Here is an 18,403-nt window from a genome sequence, read left to right as displayed (position 1 = left end):
GTCGCAATCGACAGGTCGTCGGTAAAACTGCCTGATTTTACTGAGCATTATTCACTTAGCATGCTTTAATGCCATTGGTATTCTGATGGCTATCGAAAGCATTCAGGTGGAGGTGTGTCATGCAAGTCGGCTCAGTAAATCAGGCAGCAAGCCTGCAATCACTGCAACAAGCGCGTAGCGCAAACCAGTTGCCCGCAGGTGGCAATAGCGCCACCCAGTTGCCGGCAGACAGTGCCAATAGCCCGACACAACTGCCTGCCGATACCACCAACGGTGCCACGCAGCCGCCGGCAAATGGCGATATTTCTGGCCAGACGCAGAACAAGCTCTCCGATACGCAAAAAGATATCGCCAGCACGCTGTACCTGGGCAAAACCGCCGAAACCAGCATGAAGATTTATATGGCCGTGGCGGCAGACCAAACCGCCGAAACCACGGGCAGCACCACCTGGACTCTGCAACCGGACGCCAGCAACAACCTCAACATCATCATCCCGGGTGCCAACGGCCAGTCGCAAACACTGCCTTATGCACCGGGCAGCGTACTCAATACCAGCGCCTGATCGGCGCACACCTCCCCTGCACAGCGCACTGGCGATGGCCGTGCGCTGTTGTTGTCTGCGCCGACCGGATCGCGCTTCGTCAGTTCCCCGCCAAATCCTGCATTGTTTTTTGCTGCAGCGCACCGTAATCTGAAAGACCTGTCAGATCACGGAGTTATCATGAATACACGTGCATTGTTGCAGGACCAGACAGCCCGTCTGAACACACTGCAACGCGATCTGCGACACGCTTTCGACCCGTTCGGACTCGTGGCGACCACGCTCAAGGCACAAAATGCCTGGTTGACGCACCCGACGGAACTGGCCGGCGCGCTGGCCTTCTGGTACGACGATTTCAAACAGTGGGGCGACTACACCTGGCGGCGCTGGCTGGGGCAGCCGGTCGGTGATGTTTTCGAAGCGCATCCCGATGACGCCCGCTTTGCCGCGCCGGACTGGACCGAGCACCCCGCCTGGGACAGTCTGAAAGAGTGGTATCTCTTCAATACCCGCTGGCTGCAAGATTCATTGTTTGCCACGCCCGGCCTGACCCAGAGCGAGCGCAATCGCTCCGCCTTCTGGTTGCGGCAATGGCTTAACGCGGTGGCGCCCAACAATTATTTCTTCCTCAACCCCGTGGCCATGAGCCGTGCGCTGGAAACCCGCGGCGAATCGCTGGTCAAGGGTTTGCAAAACCTGGCGCGGGACGCCCAGCGCGGCGAGATTTCCATGACCGACCCGGATGCCTTCAAGGTCGGCGAAAACCTGGCGCTGACGCCAGGATCGGTGGTGTATCGCGGGCCGTTGCTGGAAGTCATACATTACGATGCAGTCACGCTGGACGTGTACAAAATCCCGCTGGTGATCGTGCCGCCGTGGATCAACAAGTACTACGTGCTGGATCTGGACGCCAAAAAGAGCATGGTCAAATACCTGACCGAGCAAGGGTTTTCGGTGTTCATCGCCAGTTGGGTCAACCCCGGCCCGGAGGCTGCCGACGTCAGCTTTGATGATTACATCACCGATGGCATCGACAAGATTGTTGAAGTTGCGCAGTCGATTTCCGGCAGCGATACCGTCAACCTGACCGGTTACTGTATCGGCGGCACCCTGGTGGCCACTTACCTGGCGTGGCTGGCCAGACGTGGTGAAGCCGGCAAGGTCAACAGTGCCACCTTGCTGACTTCGCTGACGGATTTCTCCAAGCCCGGCGATATCGACATTTTCCTGGATGAAGAAGGGCTGGCGTTTGTCGAGCGCACCATCGCGCAAAAAGGGTATCTGGATGGTCGCGAGATGGCGTCGAGTTTTCGCATGCTGCGGCCCAACAGCCTGGTGTGGAATTACTGGGTCAGCAACTACCTGCTGGGTGAGACGCCCATGGCGTTCGACGTGCTGTTCTGGAATATGGACACCACCCGCATGCCGCAGAAAATGCATTGCTATTACCTGCGCGAGTTCTATTTCCACAACCGGCTGATCAAATCTGACGTGCTGACCATTGCCGGGCAGACGATTGATCTGTCGCGCATTGAAACGCCGCTGTTTATGGTCTCGACCGAAGAAGACCACATTGCCCCGTGGCAACAAACCTGGGCGCTCACCCGGCTGGCCAAGGGGCCGGTGACGTTCACCCTGTCCAGTTCCGGGCATATCCTGGGCATCGTCAACCCGCCCACGCCCACCTCCAAGCGCACCTATCGCCAGGCCACGGTGACGCGCGGTCAGGCGCCGGAAGACTGGGTTGAACCTCTACAGAAGGTGGCAGGTTCCTGGTGGCCCTCCTGGTCACAATGGCTGCAACCTCAGAGCGGCAACAAGGTCAAACCCAAACTTTCCAACCGGCAATATGCGCGGATCATGTCTGCGCCAGGTCAATATGTAATGGAATGACCTTACCTTTTAGGCGGCCAGGCCCTGGAAACACCGTTCAACCGGCTGTGAAAACGCCGTAAAACGACCTGTTCTGGTGCGTCTGGCCGCCTGATTTGCCGGTTTGGGCCTTTGTGTTTAAAACGTAACGAGAATTGCTATGGCTACGGGTTGTCCCCAGGGGCATGACTCGGGGATAATGTCGGCCAGTGCGAAGGCGCGTTCCGAACCGTTCGCGCTCATTTCATTTCCACAACTCGAAGTTGTTTCGAATCATTTACGAGAGGAATTCTCAATATGGCAACGCGTGCCGATCTCGCTAATGCCATCCGCGCCCTGGCGATGGATGCTGTTCAAAAAGCCAACTCCGGTCACCCGGGCATGCCGATGGGCATGGCGGAAATCGCTGTAGCGTTGTGGGGCGAAGGCAACTATCGCCACAACCCGCAGAACCCGCATTGGGCTAACCGCGATCGCTTTATCCTCTCTAACGGCCACGGTTCCATGCTGCAGTACGCACTGCTGCACCTGACCGGCTACAACCTGCCGATCGAACAACTCAAGCAGTTCCGCCAACTGCACAGCCAGACCCCGGGCCACCCGGAATACGGCTACACCGAAGGCATTGAAACCACCACGGGTCCGCTGGGTCAGGGTATTGCCAACGCCGTCGGTTTTGCCCTGGCTGAAAAGCTGCTGGGTCAAGAATTCAACCGTCCGGGTTTTGACGTCGTGAACCACCGCACCTGGGTTTTCCTGGGCGACGGTTGCATGATGGAAGGCGTCAGCCACGAAGCTTGCGCACTGGCCGCTACCTGGGGCCTGAACAAGCTGGTTGCCTTCTGGGATGACAACAACATCTCCATCGACGGCCACACCGACAAGTGGTTCACCGAAGACATCCCGGGCCGCTTTGAAGCCTACGGCTGGCACGTGATCCGCCCGATCGACGGCCACAGCGTTGAAGCTGTCCTGAAAGCCATCGAAGAAGCCAAGACCATCACCGACCGTCCGACGCTGATCTGCTGCAAGACCATCATCGGCAAGGGCTCCCCGAACAAGGCCGACAGCCACGACAGCCACGGCTCCCCGCTGGGCGACGCTGAAATCGCGGCTACCCGCGCTGCCATTGGCTGGAACCACGGCCCGTTCGAAATTCCGGCCGACGTGTACGCTGGCTGGGACAAGAAAGAAGCTGGCGAAAAGTGGGAATCCTCCTGGAACCAGCTGTACCGCGAATACGCCAAGACCCACCCGGAACTGGCTGCCGAGTTCGAACGCCGTAACGCAGGTCGCCTGACCGCTGACTGGGCGCAAGTGGTGAAGACTGCCGTGGCTGATGCCAACGGCAAGGCTGAAACCATCGCGACCCGCAAGGCCTCGCAAAACGCCCTGAACGCCTTCGTGCCGGCCCTGCCGGAAATGCTGGGCGGCTCTGCTGACTTGACCGGTTCCAACCTGACCAACGTCAAGGCCAGCGTGCAACTGACCCGCGAAAGCGACAACACGCTGTCGGGTAACTACATCAGCTACGGTGTGCGCGAGTTCGGTATGAGCGCCATCATGAACGGTATCTTGCTGCACGGCGGTTTCCGTCCGTACGGCGCAACCTTCCTGATGTTCAGCGAATACGCCCGCAATGCGCTGCGTATGGCTGCCCTGATGAAGATCCCGCAACTGTTCGTGTTCACCCATGACTCGATCGGCGTAGGCGAAGACGGCCCGACCCACCAGCCGGTGGAACAGACCGCCACCCTGCGTTACATCCCGAACATGAACGTATGGCGTCCGGCCGACACCGTGGAAAGCATGGTGGCGTGGGCTCACTCCATCGAGCAGACCAAGACTCCGTCGACCCTGATCTTCACCCGCCAGAACCTGCAATTCCAGACCCGTTCTGACGAGCAGATCGCCAACATCGCCAAGGGCGGTTACGTCCTGCGTGATGCAGCCAACCCGAAGGTTGTGTTCATCGCTACCGGTTCCGAACTGGACCTGGCTGTGAAGGCACACGAAGCCCTGGCCGCTGAAGGCGTTGCATCGCGCGTGGTCTCCATGCCGTCGACCAACGTGTTCGACAAGCAAGACAAGGCTTATCAAGCCAGCGTCCTGCCGGCTGGCGTGCCGCGTCTGGCGATCGAAGTGGGCGTGTCCGACTTCTGGCGCAAGTACGTGGGCCTGGAAGGCGACGTGCTGGGTATGGACCGCTTCGGCGAATCCGCACCGGCACCGCTGCTGTTCAAGGAATTCGGCTTTACCGTTGAAAACGCTGTGGCCAAGGCCAAGGCGATCATCAAGTAAGTTGAAGTTCTTTGATCACATGCATGTGGTCATGAAAAAACGGGCGCCCGCGGGTGCCCGTTTTTCTTTGTGGTCGCCCGTATAATCTGGCTTGTGAAAACCCCACTCTCGTCCCGTCGAACCTTGCTGCTGGCGCTGCTTTGCGCCTTGCTGGCGCACGGCTGCCTGCTGCTCTGGCGCGGCCTTGTCGGGCAGGGCGTGGTGCCGGCAGAACGGATGACCGTGCACCTGGCGCAGGCACCAGGCAAACCTGCCGTCGCACCCTCAGCCGCGCCCACCGCAGCCCCGGCGATGCCACCCGCAAAACCGGCACCGCCAAAACCATCGCCCAAAAACCAGTCCGCCCCGCTAGTGCAAGCCGCGCCGCAGAGCAGACCGCAGCCGCAAGCCACCCCGGCAATCCCCCAGGGCGGCCAGACAACTGCCGCAGAAGCCGTGACGGCGCAAACGGCCACCGCTGGCAGCGCGCATGGCAATGCTGAGGCACCCGGAGAAACCGCCCCGACAGGCCCGACCGAATCGGCCCGTATCGTGTATTCCCCCAAACCCCCATTGCCCGACGCTGCGCGCCGCCGGGGCGAAACAGGGACCGTGGTGTTGCGCATCCGGGTGAATGAACAAGGTGTGGCGGACGTCGGTGTGTTGCAGTCCAGCGGATCAGCCAGGCTGGACGAATCGGCGCGTAGCACTGCCCAGCAAACCTGGCGCTTCGTCCCGGCCACGCGGGACGGACGCAAGGTGGCAGGGGAGATTGTGCAGCCGGTGGAGTTCAGGCTGACGGATTGAGGCGGCGTGAGGCGTGAGGCGTGAGGCGTGAGGCNNNAGGCGTGAGGCGTGAGGCGTGAGGCGTGAGGCGTGAGGCGTGAGGCGTGAGGCGTGAGGCGTGAGGCGTGAGGCGTGAGGCGTGAGGCGTGAGGCGTGAGGCGTGAGGCGTGAGGCGTGAGGGACGGAAAAAACGTGCATACCCCCGGCTCGTCATTCCTGCGCAGGCAGGAATCCAGCCCGCCCACTGCAGGTGGGCTTTCCTGGGCAAGCACCTGAGCGTTAGCGTCTGCGGCTCAGTTGTTCAGAACGGGATTCCGGCCGACACCGAAAAGACGAAGCTGTTATGCCCCCACCAACCCCTTGTTCCAGGCAAACAATGCAAAGCCTGACGGCAATCCGCCGGTTGGCCCATGTTAAACTGCGCATCTTTCTGTTCGGCCACGGATATTTTTTATGCTCAAGCTTTCCATCAACGGCCAGCCGCGCGAATTTGCTGCCGTGCTGACAGTGGCTGATCTGGTGCAGGAACTCGCTTTGGCCGGCAAGCGTGTCGCGATCGAACGCAATGGCGAGATCGTGCCGCGCAGCACTTTTGCCGATACGTCGCTGGCCACTGGCGATGCGCTAGAAATCGTTGTGGCTGTCGGTGGCGGTTAAACCGCGTTCTGTCTGACTTTCTTTCCCGCTTTATCTGTTTTCATTTCTTTGCGAGGTCGCTCATGTCCGATATTTTCCAGATTGCCGGCAAAACCTATTCATCGCGTCTGCTGGTGGGCACGGGTAAATACAAGGACTTTGAAGAGACGCGGCTGGCCATTGAAGCCTCGGGCGCAGAGATCATCACCGTGGCCATCCGCCGCGTGAACATCGGCCAGGACCCAAGCCAGCCGTCCTTGCTTGATGCCGTGCCGCCCAGCAAATACACCTATCTGCCCAATACCGCCGGTTGCTACAGCGCGGACGATGCCGTGCGCACGCTGCGCCTGGCGCGTGAGCTGCTTGATGGCCACAAGCTGGTCAAGCTGGAAGTGCTGGGTGATTCCTCCACGCTGTACCCCAACGTGCGCGAAACCCTCAAAGCCGCGGAAACGCTGGTCAAGGACGGGTTTGATGTCATGGTGTACACCTCGGACGACCCGATCATTGCCAAAGAACTGGAACAGATTGGCTGCGTGGCGGTCATGCCGCTGGCGTCACTGATTGGCTCGGGCATGGGCATTCTGAACCCGTGGAACCTGCGCCTGATCATTGAAAACGCTAACGTACCGGTACTGGTGGATGCCGGCGTCGGCACGGCCAGCGATGCCGCTATTGCCATGGAACTGGGTTGCGACGGCGTGCTGATGAACACCGCCATTGCCGGCGCCAAAGACCCGGTGCGCATGGCGCGCGCCATGAAGCTGGCGGTAGAAGCCGGCCGCGAATCCTTCCTGGCGGGCCGCATGCCGCGCAAGCTGTACAGCGCTGATCCGTCCAGCCCGATCTCTGGCCTGATCGGGGCCAAATAAGCATGGCGCTGGTGATCCGTTACGCCGCGCTGGATGATCTGGACGCTGTTGCGCCGCTGTTCAACGACTACCGGGTGTTTTACCAGCTGGCCTCTGACCCGGCGCTGGCGCGGACCTATCTGGCCGAGCGGCTGGCCAACTTGCAAAGCGTGGTTTTGCTGGCTGAACTTGATGGCGTGGCCGTGGGGTTTATCCAGCTTTACCCGGGATTTTGTTCGCTGGCGGCCGCGCCGTACTGGTTGCTCAATGATCTGTATGTGAGCCCGGCCGCGCGTGGCCACGGTGTGGCGCGGGCCTTGATGGACAAAGCGCGCGAGCATGCGATCGCAACCGGTGCGGACCGGCTGGATTTATCGACTGCCCACACCAATACCACGGCGCAGGCGTTGTATGAGTCGCTGGGTTATCAGCTGGACCAGACCTACCGCTATTACAGCTTGCCGCTGGCCCGCTGATCCCCAAGTGTGGCGCAAAGCGGGTGCAGGCTTTAACATGCCCGCCAGTTGATCAAAACGCCGCACGGTTTGTGCGGCGTTTTGTTTGCCCCGCGCCACCTGGCCGTGCCTGGCTGGCGCAGACGGGCTACGATATTTGAATACCTGATTGATGTTGATTCCGAGTACACCGAGTTTTTATGGATAACCCTCATTACATGCGCCGCATCCGCAGCTTTGTGCTGCGGCAAGGGCATTTGTCGACTGGCCAGGAACGCGCCATTGCCGAGTTCGGCCCCAAGTACCTGATTGAATACAAGCCAGAGCCGCTGGATCTGGACGCCGCCTTTGGCCGCCATGCGCCGCGTATTCTGGAGATCGGCTTTGGCATGGGCCAGGCCACGGCGCAGATTGCCGGCAACGCGCCGGAACAGGATTTTCTGGGTTGCGAAGTGCACACCCCGGGCGTGGGCAGTCTGCTCAAGTTTGTGGGCGAGCAAAACCTGACCAATATCCGCATCGTGCAGCATGACGTGGTCGACGTTCTGGAACACATGATCGCCCCGGCCGCGCTGGATGGCGTGCACGTGTTCTTCCCGGACCCGTGGCACAAAAAGCGCCATAACAAGCGCCGCCTGATCCAGCCTGGCTTCCTCAAGCTGCTGGTCAGCCGCATCAAACAAGGCGGCTACGTGCATCTGGCGACGGACTGGGAAGACTACGCCATCCAGATGCTGGAAGTGCTGAGCGCGGAAAGCGCGCTGCAGAACACGGCAGAAGGTTACGCGCCGCGCCCTGAATACCGTCCGCTGACCAAGTTTGAGCAGCGCGGTATCAACCTGGGCCACGGCGTGTGGGATCTGGTGTTCAAGGTTCGCTGATCACGCTGTACGCCGGATCGGCCGGGCTGCGTTTATCGATATATCATGGCGATGTCGCCCATTGCGGATGCTGCACATGCCTTTGAACTTGAGTCCGATCTGTCGCTGCCTGTTGACGCTGGGCATGCTTGCTTGCGCGTTGCCGACAGCCAGTCTGGCCGATGCCCAATCGCCCGGGCCGGGTTATTCCGGTTATCCAGGGCGCCCCGCCAGTGCTGCCAGCACAGCCAGCGCGGCGGGTGGGAGTGGGGCGGCAGCAGCCGGTGCGGCCAGCCAGGACGACGCCATGGCCATGGCGGGCGATCAGGTGGCACCACCGCGTTGTGCCGCCATGCCGTACAAGCGCAAGGTACTGGTGACGCCGTTCTGGCTGAGCCAGCCTTCACAGGCGGTTGATCTGCGGCAAATGCAGGGCGGCATGCAGGATATCTTCCAGCAGCGGCTGACGCGGGCCGGCGGCTGGCTCACCAGTGCCAGCAAGCAGGAAGTCCCGTTTGATCTGCTGCCGCGTTACGATGCGCCGGTGTTCCTGCCCAACCAGGTGCGTTTGCTGGGGCGCCAGTTTGGCACGCAGATGGTGCTCGGCGGCATCGTGCATGATATTTCCACCGAAGGCGAAACCTATCGCTTCACCCACGGCACCGACACGCGGCCGGGGGAGCGCAAGCTGGAAGCAGACGGCCCGATCATTGGTTTTTTCGGGCTGGGGCTCAAATCCACACCGTCTTTGCGCCACGCCGATATCGAGGTCTTCCTGTTTGATGCGATCTCTGGCTCGCTGATTACCCAGCGCCGGGTGCAGGCCGAAGTCACTGGCGAAATTCTGGCGCGGGACAGCCAGCCCGTGGGCTCGGCCGGGTTCATGAAGACGGATTTCGGCAAGGCGCTGGGCAAGGTGGCAGACCAGCTGGTGGCCGCCATGCAGGCCGATGCGGCTTGCGTGCCGTTCTCCGCGCGCGTGACGCGGGTCGACAACGGCATTGCGTATGTCGATGCCGGCGCGCTCAGCGGCATTGCGGCGGGCGACCGCTTCCAGTTCTATCGCCAGAAAGCCGGGATGCAGTTTATCGAGCCGCCCGGTTCCAATCCCGGTTACGGCTTTGGCCTGCCGGAAGACCGCGCCGGCACGGTGACCGTGCGGCAAGTGCAGGCGCAGTTTTCAGCGATCGCCATCGATAAAAACCAGGCGCAACCTGGCGACTTTGTGCGTTATGCGCCCAAACCACTCAGCCAGCCGGCCGCACCGGATCAGACTGCGGCTGATACGGCGCCGCAACCTGATCCCAACGGGGTGGAAGTCAGAAAGCTCAACCCCTGAGCCCTGACTGGCGCGTGCTTAGGTGCAGGGCGTGGGTTCCAGGACGGTGCCCTTGAGCGTGGCGCTGGCTTTTTGCAGGGCGTCTCGCTGGGCATCCGTTACGGATTTGAAGACAAAGCTGGTGTGGCGCAGCGTGTCGTCCTTGTCGCGCAGCACGGCCGACTTCACACCCTTGGCACGCAGATCAGCCAGGCGTCGCTCGCCCGCTTCATGCGTTGAATAGACGCCCAGTGAAATCGCGTTCTGCCACTTGCTGCCGTTGTTGACCACAAAGTAATCATCAATTTCCAGCTCAGCCAGTTGCTCGGCCTTGCGCTTGGCGGCATCCAGATCTGGTTGCGGCGGGATATACACCCACACCTTGGCGTTGGCGCCCAGGTTTTGCTCGCTGGCGGCAATCTTCAGGGTCTTCAGTCGTGAACGGGCGGTATCGGCTTGATCGCCGGTCAGCCCGGTCCAGCGCAGGCACGCCTGTGGCGCGGTGCTGGCCTGGGTTTGCGGCACAGGCGTCGACGTCGGCGCTGGCGTGGCCTTGACCGGGGTCGGTGTTGGCGTCGGTGCGGGTGTCGCGACCGGCGTTGCGGTGGGCGTGGGCACGGGCGTCGCGGTGCTGGCGCTGGATGCCGTATCTGCAGCCGGCGTCGGTGTGGCCGCGGGCTGGCTGGCAAAGCCGGCATTCCCGGTCACGATATGGACTTTGTCGGCATTGACTTCATGCAGGGGCAGGCTGGGCGGCAAGGCATTGGGCAAGGCCCGGTCCAGCGCAAAAAAAGCGACGTTGGCGAGGACCAGAATGGCCAGAATCCATTTCATGCGTCAGGTTCCGTGCGGATAGGGTGGGCGCTGAATGCCAGCGCGGCAAGGCCGTGCAGGACCAGATTCTCTACGCGTTGATGCGGCGTGCTGATATAGCCGGACAGCCGCTCGGCATCCCCGCCGGTGAGCAACAGGCGCGGTTCTTCAGCGCGGCCGGTCAGGCGTTTGAACATGGCGTCGATGCTGCCGGTCAGCGCGCTGATGCAACCGCTTTCGATCGCGTCTTCGGTTGAGGTCGGATAGTCGTGCACATGGCCATCGGCCAGTGGCAGCCGGGCGGTGCCCTGAAACAGGGATTGCTTCATCAGGCGGTAGCCGGGCTGGATGCTGCCACCCAGATAAACGCCGTCAGCCGTGACGGCTTCAACGGTCAGTGCGGTGCCGGCGTTGGCGACCACCAGCGCTTCATCCGGAAACAGGCTGCGCGCGCCCAGCACTGATGCCCAACGGTCCGGCCCTTGCTGGGTCAGTACGCGGTAACGGTTTTCAATGCCCAGTGCTTCGCGAGTGACGCTCAGCCATTCAATCTGCAAACCCCACAGATCAAGCACGGCGCGGTCCAGGAAATCACGGATATGGGGCTGGCCGACACTGCAGGCCAGCACGCGTTCAGGGCGGGGCAGGGCGTAGAAAGTCTGGTGCCAGGCGGTGTTCTCGGCGGCTTCGACTTCAACCAGGTCGCGCCAGTCATTGCGCGTGTGTGCGTGCACCCATTTCAGGCGGGTATTGCCCAGATCAAGCAGCAGGACCATGGTCAGTTGCCCGCCAGGCGCAGGCTGACATCACCCGCGTGGATCAGCGTTTCAGTGCCGGCCGCATCTGCCAGACGCAGCGCGCCGTCTGCCGTGACGCCCGTGGCGATACCCGCCTGGTGCTGCCCGTCCGGGCGGCTGAGGGTGACGGGCAGGCCTTGCCAGGCGTGGCGGTTCTCCCAGGCCTGGCGAAAATCGCCAAAGCCGTTGCGGGCAAAGCGTTCCAGACCGTGTTCCAGTTTTTCCAGCAAACGCGCCAGCAAATCGTTGCGCGTTACGCTCAGGCCATGTGCCAGCAGGCCGGTGGCCACCTGGTTGACCTCCACGGCGGGCGGCAGCAGGTTCAGGCCAATGCCGATCACCGCCCAGGCGGGCCCAAGGGCATCGCCAGTCAGTTCGATCAGGATACCGCCGGTTTTGGCGTTGCCAATCAGCAGGTCATTGGGCCATTTGAGCGCGATGTCATTCACGCCGCATTCGGCCAGCGTTTCGGCCACGATGCTGCCCACCGCCAGCGGCAGGCCGGCCAGCGTGGTGGCACCGCCCGGAAAAGACCAGGCCAGCGAGAACATCAGGCTGGCGCCCAGCCGCCCTTGCCAGCGGCGACCCATGCGGCCACGGCCTTGTTCCTGCCATTCTGCCGCCAGCGCCAGACCATGTGCCGGTGCAGCCAGCAACTGGCGGTTGGTCGAGTCAGTCCGGTCAGCCACATCGACATGCAAGACGCCGTGGCGCGGCAACAAGCGCTGGATTTCGCGCGCATCAAGCCAGTCGATCGGTTCAGAGAGGCGATAGCCCACGCCATGTTTGCGTTCCAGCGTGACGCCATAGTTTTCTGCCAGCGCCAGCGCGGTGGATACGCTGGCACGGGACAAATCCAGTTGCTGGGCAATCAAGGCGCCAGACACGTAGCTTTCGGCATTCAAGTGCCGCAAACAGGCAAGGGTATGGTTCATGGCGCAGATTTTAGCGCAGCCGCCGCACAATGTGCGGAGGTGCTGATATTGGTGCGGCGGGCGGTGTTGTTTCCTTGCCCGATGGCGCCAGGCGTAAAAAAGCCGGCTTGCGCCGGCTGTCCAGTCCACGCTGTCTGCGGGTCAGCGTGCAGCTTCAAACGTCTCAACCACGTGGTTCTGGTTGGTATAGATACAAATATCGCCGGCGATTTCCAGCGCCTTTTTGACGATGGTCGCGGGTGGCAGGTCGGTGTGTTCCAGCAAGGCCCGTGCGGCGGCCTGGGCGTAGGCGCCGCCAGAACCAATCGCCGCAATACCTTGCTCAGGTTCAAGTACATCGCCATTACCGGTAATGACCAGCGTTGCGGTCGGATCAGCCACGATCAGCATGGCTTCCAGCCGGCGCAGCATGCGGTCGGTCCGCCAGTCTTTGGCCAGTTCCACCGCGGCGCGGGTCAGGTTGCCCTGGTGTTTTTCCAGCTTGGATTCAAACCGCTCAAACAGCGTGAACGCATCGGCCGTGCCGCCAGCAAAACCGACAATCACCTTGTCGTTGTACAGCTTGCGGACCTTGCGCGCGGTGCCCTTGATAACCACATTGCCCAGGGTCACCTGGCCATCGCCACCGACCGCTACATCACTGCCCCGGCGGACCGAGACGATGGTTGTTCCGTCAAATTGCTCCATGAATGCTTCCTGCCATCAAAGGTTGTTGAAGAGCAAGTGGGGACGTTTGCGGGTCTGTTCAAGCGGCACAAAGCAACAAGCCCGGCATAAGGGCCGGGCTTGCGGGGGCGATCAGTGCGCGCGTTTAGTTGCCGCCGATCTCGATCAGCTCGCCAACACCCATCAAATGCAGCATGCCGGCCACCAGTGCGTTGGCGCTGGCAATGCGGACTACGGCACCGGTCTGCACCAGTTCCATGGCCAGGTTCAGCAACTGGCCGGCGGTTTCAAAGTCCACGCGGGTGACATCACGGAAATCGAGCACCGGCTTGCCTTGCTTGCTGGCAAAGTCGCGAATGCTCTGGATTTGCGCCGCAGCCCCTTGCAACAAGGCGCCGGTCAGCACAAGGCGATCAGGCGAATGGGCCGACGGCGTGGGGGTGGCAGCGGTGTCCGGTTTGGGCGCGGCCACTTTTGGGGCTGGCGCGGTAAACACGGCAGAGCCATCCCACGACGGCGGCGACACTTCGTAGGTCACGGCGTAATCAATGGCCAGGTTTTCAAAGGCTTCCTGATTGCCGGTGGCCTGGGTGGTTTCCAGCAGCAGCAGCCAGTAGGGCGCTTCTGCCGGGGCGGTGCGGCCGGTTTCAATCTTGCTGCTCAAAAGCTTGATCATGGTTTCGGCGCCGGCAATCTGCACCACGCCACCGACCTTGCGCACGCTTTGCCAGCCAAACAGCAGTTCGGCTGCGGCCATGCTGTCAATCGCGGTGACCTTGGCCATATCCAGCTTGACCTGGGTGCCGGCCTTGCAGGTTTTGACCAGGCGATCGACTTCTTTGGAGGTGTTGTCGCCATTGAGCGAGGCAGGCAAAGAGATATAACCAGCACCGCCGGCGGCGCCAGCGGCAGCCGGACGCGGCGCGGCGGTGGCCGCAGCCACACCTTCACGCCACAGCGGCGGTGTCGATTCAAACTCCACCACATACATCAGCGCCAGTTCATCAAACTCGGCACGTTTGTTCAGTTGCTGATAAAGCTCAAACAACATGGCCCAGCTTTCGTGCCGGCGCTGGCCGGTAATGCCTTGCAATGCGTTGCGCAGGCCGGTGGCCGCAGCGGCAGTCTGGCCATTGGCGTACAACACCACGGCTTCTTCTTCTTCCGCCGTCAGGTGCGTGCCGGTATCGGCCACTTCAATGGTGAGTTCCTGCAGGTTGTAGCTGGAAGGCTCTGGCGCCGGTGCCGCAGCAGCGGGCGCAGGCGCTTTGCCAGGTGCGGCAGGGGCCTTGGGGGCCGCCGCTGTAGGCGCAGGCGCGCTGGCTGGCGCGGCCGCAGGCGCACCCGTTGCCGGGGCCGGCGCGGGCGCACGTGGTGACGTGACCGGGCCGCTGGTTTGCGACTCCGGCTTGCCATCACCTTCTTTTTTCTTGAAAAACGAAAAAACCACGTTGATTAATCCGGGTCTGAATTCAAAATCTGGTCGGGTTTGAGCTAAGCCCGATCAAGTGAAATACGACATGGCACAAGCATATTCGAGCCGCCATAATGGCCGCCCGTTAATGACATTTGCAATGCCGACCGGGTTCCGTGCGTGTTGCGGGCACCTGAACGGGCGGCACATATCTTTCTGATAATCATGATTTTAAGCGGTAAGGCTCGTCTGCGGGAAGCCTGCTTACAAGTCTGGACTGCCAGAATGCCGGTTTGATTTGTATCAGCGGCGTACAAGGCCGGTCTGCAAGCGACATTTCATCCCCCCGGTGCCTCACCTGGCTCAGTCGTAAGAATACGCCTATACCTTAGATATACACGGTGCGACGCGTGATGGGCGCCCGTTTAATAACCATAGTCCGGATTTCTGTCCAGCCCTCTACGGAATTGCCCTGAATGCCCGCCCTGCCAGCAAGGATGTCCCATTTTCTCAAGACCCCGGGCCGTATCATGCGCTGGCTTACGTGGCTGGCGGTATTCCTGGTCGCGATATCCATTATCGGTTTTTTGCTCTTGCCGTGGCTGGCACGCCCGCAACTTGAAAAAGCGCTCAGCAGCGCCTTGCACCGGCCCACCACCGTGGCCGGCATGGCATTCAATCCGTTCACCTTGCAGGTCAGGCTGGATGGCGTTGATGTGCGTGAACACAACAAAACAGTGTTGTCGGCCGCGCACATGACCGCCAATCTGGATTGGGCCTCTGTCTGGCGGCGTGGTCCGGTGCTGTCGGCACTGACGCTGGACCAGCCTTATGTCTGGGTGCAGCGGGTCTCCGGCCAGCAATATAACTGGTCTGATCTGCTCAAGCCCTCGCCGCAGCCCAAAAAAGACGAAGGCACGCTACGCTTTGCGCTGTACAACATCAGCCTGAACAACGGCCGTATCGATTTTGATGACCGGGTGGTCAACAAGACCAGCCAGGTGACAGCCATCAACCTGGGCATTCCGTTTATTTCCAGCCTGCCGGTGTATGTCGAGACCGTGGTCGAGCCGCATCTGGCGTTCCGGCTGAATGGTTCGCCATTTGATATCCGCGGCAAGACCACCCCGTTTGAAAACAACCGGCAAACCACGGTCGACCTCAAGGTAGACGGGCTGGATATCCCGGCCTACTTGCAATACGTGCCGGTTGAACTGGGCTTGCGTTTGCCGGCCGCCAAGTTCGACAGCCAGTTGCAGCTGGTATTTCGCCAGGAAAACAACCAACCGCAACTGCGCCTGACCGGTGCGGCGCAATTGCGCGATGTGAACCTGACCGATACCCAGGGGCAACCGCTCCTGGTGCTGCCCAGAATGCGGACCGTGCTGGCAGATGTTCGTCCGCTGGCGGGGGTGTATCACCTGCAAAGTATCGAGACCGAAGGTCTGCATTTGACCGTGACCCATGCGGCAGATGGCTCGCTGAACTGGACGCGTGCGCTGAACCCGCCGGGCGCGAGCGCGACCAAAGCGCAGGCCAGGCCGGCCAGTGGTGCGGCCTCCGCTGCTGCCGCCGAAGCGGAACACGACGAAAAATCCACCACGCCGGACGTACAGATTGCCAGCGTGGCGCTGCATAAATCCCGTGTGGACTGGCAGGACGACAGCGTCAAACCCACGTTCAGTGCCAGCCTGGACCCGCTTGATCTGACGCTGCAGCACGTCGCCCTGGCGGGCAAACAACCGGCGACGGTGCAGTTGTCGGCCAGTACCGCCGCCGGTGAAAAGATCACCCAGCAAGGCACGCTGACCCTGCAGCCGCTGGCGGTAGAGAGCGAACTGAGCATCAGTGCGCTGGCGCTGCCGCGCTATCAGCCTTATGTGGCGCCGTATATCAATGGTGCCATCACCAATGGCACGTTCGACTGGCATGGCAAGCTGCACTATGGCGATGGCGGCGCGCTGCGCGTGGAGGGCGTCGATACCGCGCTTAATAACTTGCGGCTGGATCTGACCAACAGCAAAGACGGCAGCCTGCAGATCGGCAAATTCTCGCTGACCGGGGCGGCATTTGATCTGGCTGAGCAGCGTTACCATCTGGGGCAGGTTGCGCTGGCTGATCCGGTCTGGAATGCCTCCCGCGGGACCGATGGCCAGATCGACTGGACCCGCCTTGTCAAACCGCAGCCTGCCATGGCGGCACGTGCGCACAGCAGCAATAGCAGCGCGCCGAACAAACCTTTGCGGGTGACGGCCAGCGGCATCGCGGTCAGCAACTACACCTCCCGCTTTGTTGATCACCAACTGCCCAAGCTGCCGCCGCTGACGCTCAAAAGCCTTTCTTTGCAGACCGGCCCGATCGATTACCCGTCCGCCACGCCGACAGAGATCAAACTGCAAGCGCTGGGGGGCAAGGGCGGCAAGTACGATGTGTCCGGTTCGGTGGCCAATACGCCGGCGGCGGGCAAGCTCAAGCTTGATCTGCAAAACGTGGATGTCGGCTACGGGCAGGCCTACTTTTCGCAGTGGCTGAATGTCACCGTGCCGACGATCAAGGTTTCGGTCAAAGGCGATCTGGTGTTTGGCACCGCGCGCGGGTTCACCGGTAGCTACAAGGGCAATGTGCGAGTCACTGATCTGTACTCGCTGGATAAAGTGACGGGCGAGGATTTCCTGAAATGGAAGTCGCTGGACGTCAACGGCATTGACGCGCGCTTTGATCCCATGCGCGTGGATATCAAAACCATTTCCTTGCAGAACTTCTACTCACGGCTGGTATTGTATCCGGACGGCCACCTGAACCTGGCTGATATCGTGATCAAGCAAGGCCAGCCGCGCGGCCAGCGGGTCTCGCTGACCAATATCGCGGCCAATGCCTCGGCGCCGCAAGCGGCCACGCCGACCCCGACACCCGCGCCCAAGCCAGGCGCGGTGGCCTCTGCCCCGGTCAAGGCACCGGCCAAACCCTTGCCGCCCATCAAGATCGGCACCATCAAACTGGCGGGCGGCAATATCAATTACACCGATAACTTTGTGAAGCCGAACTACACCGCCAATCTGACCGATATGGCCGGCACGATCACGGGTTTGTCTTCTGCCCAGGATGCCCGCGCGGCGGTGGATATCAAAGGCAGCGTAGACCGGATTGCGCCAGTGGCGGTCAGCGGTCAGCTCAACCCGCTCTCGCAGCAGCTGTATCTGGATATCAATGCCTCGGTCAAAGGCTACGAGCTGTCGGCAGCGTCGACGTACTCGGCCAAATATGCCGGTTACGGCATTGAGAAAGGCAAGCTCTCGATGGACGTGCACTACCAGATTGCCGATCGCCAGCTCAAAGCCCAGAACAAGATCCAGCTTGATCAACTGACCCTGGGCGACAAGGTAGACAGCCCGGAAGCAACCAAATTGCCGGTGCGGCTGGCGTTGTCGTTGCTGACCGATCACAACGGCCAGATCAACCTGGACCTGCCCATTGCCGGCTCGCTGGACGACCCGCAGTTCAGTGTGGGCGGCTTGATCATCAAGGTGATCGTCAATCTGCTGGAAAAAGCCGTGACGGCGCCGTTTGATCTGCTGGCCAGCGCGTTTGGCGGCGGCCCGCAATTTGCCTACGCGCCGTTTGAGCCGGGCTCTGCCGTGCTGGACGACAAAGCCCAGGACAGCCTGGACAAGCTGCAAAAAGCGCTGGCGGATCGCCCGGCCATCAAGCTGGAAATCACCGGCTGGTCTGACCCGACACTGGATCTGGAAGGCCTGCGCAAGCACATGGTGCAATCGCGCATGAAAGCCATCAAGGCCCGCCAGTTGACCGACCATGGCGAAACCGTGACCGATGAATCTGCGCTGGAAATCACCCCGCAGGAGTACCCGCAACTGCTGGCGCGCGTCTACAAACAGGCCCGGTTCCCGGACAAACCGACCAACCTGATTGGCATGGATAAATCCCTGCCGGTCGAGGAAATGGAGAAACAGCTATATACCAAACTGCCGGTAAGCGATAACGACCTGCGCCAGCTGGCGGTGGACCGCGGGCTGGCGGTGAAGAACTTCCTGCAGCAAAAGGGTGCCGATGCCGCGCGCCTGTACGTCACCCAGCCGCGCGTGGATGGTGGCGGTGTAGAAAAACCCAAAGACGGCGGCCCGAGAACCCGGGCGGCGTTCAAGCTGGGTTGATCCACC

General features: G+C 61.3%; 15 protein-coding genes. 10 read left to right on the top strand and 5 right to left on the bottom strand.

The window, feature by feature from the left end; all coding sequences use genetic code 11:
* Positions 1-119 precede the first annotated feature (119 nt).
* From IEX57_RS17365 to IEX57_RS17325, 9 genes are all read left to right on the top strand, one after another.
* Positions 120-563 carry a hypothetical protein gene (locus IEX57_RS17365; RefSeq protein WP_188705905.1) on the top strand — a complete coding sequence of 148 codons (444 nt, stop codon included), beginning with the start codon at positions 120-122 and terminating at the stop codon, positions 561-563.
* Between the two features lie 159 nt (positions 564-722).
* Positions 723-2,435 (top strand): PHA/PHB synthase family protein, encoded by a 1,713-nt coding sequence (locus tag IEX57_RS17360; RefSeq protein WP_188705902.1) that lies wholly within the window; start codon positions 723-725, stop codon positions 2,433-2,435.
* Positions 2,436-2,711: 276 nt separating this feature from the next.
* Positions 2,712-4,715, top strand: coding sequence for a transketolase (tkt, locus tag IEX57_RS17355; RefSeq protein ID WP_188705901.1), 2,004 nt, complete (start codon positions 2,712-2,714; stop codon positions 4,713-4,715).
* Positions 4,716-4,808: 93 nt separating this feature from the next.
* On the top strand, positions 4,809-5,501 hold the full coding sequence (locus IEX57_RS17350) for an energy transducer TonB (RefSeq protein WP_188705899.1): 693 nt from the start codon (positions 4,809-4,811) through the stop codon (positions 5,499-5,501).
* A gap of 432 nt (positions 5,502-5,933) precedes the next feature.
* Entirely contained in the window at positions 5,934-6,137 is a 204-nt protein-coding gene (thiS, locus tag IEX57_RS17345; protein WP_188705897.1) for a sulfur carrier protein ThiS, read from the top strand.
* A gap of 62 nt (positions 6,138-6,199) precedes the next feature.
* Positions 6,200-6,988 carry a thiazole synthase gene (locus IEX57_RS17340; protein WP_188705895.1) on the top strand — a complete coding sequence of 263 codons (789 nt, stop codon included), beginning with the start codon at positions 6,200-6,202 and terminating at the stop codon, positions 6,986-6,988.
* 2 nt (positions 6,989-6,990) lie between these two features.
* A complete protein-coding gene (locus IEX57_RS17335; protein ID WP_188705894.1) occupies positions 6,991-7,443 on the top strand; it encodes a GNAT family N-acetyltransferase in 453 nt (150 codons plus the stop codon).
* 179 nt (positions 7,444-7,622) lie between these two features.
* On the top strand, positions 7,623-8,303 hold the full coding sequence (trmB, locus tag IEX57_RS17330; RefSeq protein ID WP_188705891.1) for a tRNA (guanosine(46)-N7)-methyltransferase TrmB: 681 nt from the start codon (positions 7,623-7,625) through the stop codon (positions 8,301-8,303).
* A gap of 76 nt (positions 8,304-8,379) precedes the next feature.
* Complete coding sequence (locus IEX57_RS17325) at positions 8,380-9,621, top strand: flagella assembly protein FlgT middle domain-containing protein (RefSeq protein WP_188705889.1); 1,242 nt, start codon at positions 8,380-8,382, stop codon at positions 9,619-9,621.
* A gap of 18 nt (positions 9,622-9,639) precedes the next feature.
* Here the strand turns inward: IEX57_RS17325 and IEX57_RS17320 are convergent, their stop codons facing one another.
* The 5 genes from IEX57_RS17320 to IEX57_RS17300 form a co-directional block, all read right to left on the bottom strand.
* Positions 9,640-10,434 (bottom strand): hypothetical protein, encoded by a 795-nt coding sequence (locus IEX57_RS17320; protein ID WP_188705888.1) that lies wholly within the window; start codon positions 10,432-10,434, stop codon positions 9,640-9,642.
* A complete protein-coding gene (locus IEX57_RS17315) occupies positions 10,431-11,189 on the bottom strand; it encodes a type III pantothenate kinase (protein WP_188705885.1) in 759 nt (252 codons plus the stop codon). The genes IEX57_RS17320 and IEX57_RS17315 overlap by 4 nt, the downstream gene beginning before the upstream one ends.
* 2 nt (positions 11,190-11,191) lie before the next feature.
* Positions 11,192-12,145, bottom strand: a complete 954-nt coding sequence (locus IEX57_RS17310) for a biotin--[acetyl-CoA-carboxylase] ligase (protein WP_188705883.1) — start codon at positions 12,143-12,145, stop codon at positions 11,192-11,194.
* Between the two features lie 141 nt (positions 12,146-12,286).
* The gene (hslV, locus tag IEX57_RS17305; RefSeq protein WP_188705880.1) at positions 12,287-12,832 is read right to left on the bottom strand and encodes an ATP-dependent protease subunit HslV; all 546 of its coding nucleotides are present in this window, start codon (positions 12,830-12,832) and stop codon (positions 12,287-12,289) included.
* 124 nt (positions 12,833-12,956) lie between these two features.
* Positions 12,957-14,261 (bottom strand): STAS domain-containing protein, encoded by a 1,305-nt coding sequence (locus IEX57_RS17300; RefSeq protein WP_188705878.1) that lies wholly within the window; start codon positions 14,259-14,261, stop codon positions 12,957-12,959.
* A 440-nt stretch (positions 14,262-14,701) separates the two neighbouring features.
* Between IEX57_RS17300 and IEX57_RS17295 the strand changes: the two genes are divergently transcribed.
* Complete coding sequence (locus IEX57_RS17295; RefSeq protein ID WP_444544643.1) at positions 14,702-18,397, top strand: DUF748 domain-containing protein; 3,696 nt, start codon at positions 14,702-14,704, stop codon at positions 18,395-18,397.
* Positions 18,398-18,403 lie beyond the last annotated feature (6 nt).

Source organism: Silvimonas iriomotensis (assembly GCF_014645535.1).
Taxonomy (GTDB): domain Bacteria; phylum Pseudomonadota; class Gammaproteobacteria; order Burkholderiales; family Chitinibacteraceae; genus Silvimonas; species Silvimonas iriomotensis.
The sequence above is the reverse complement of the archived record's forward strand: the minus strand, read 5'-3'. Positions and strand labels throughout refer to the sequence as shown.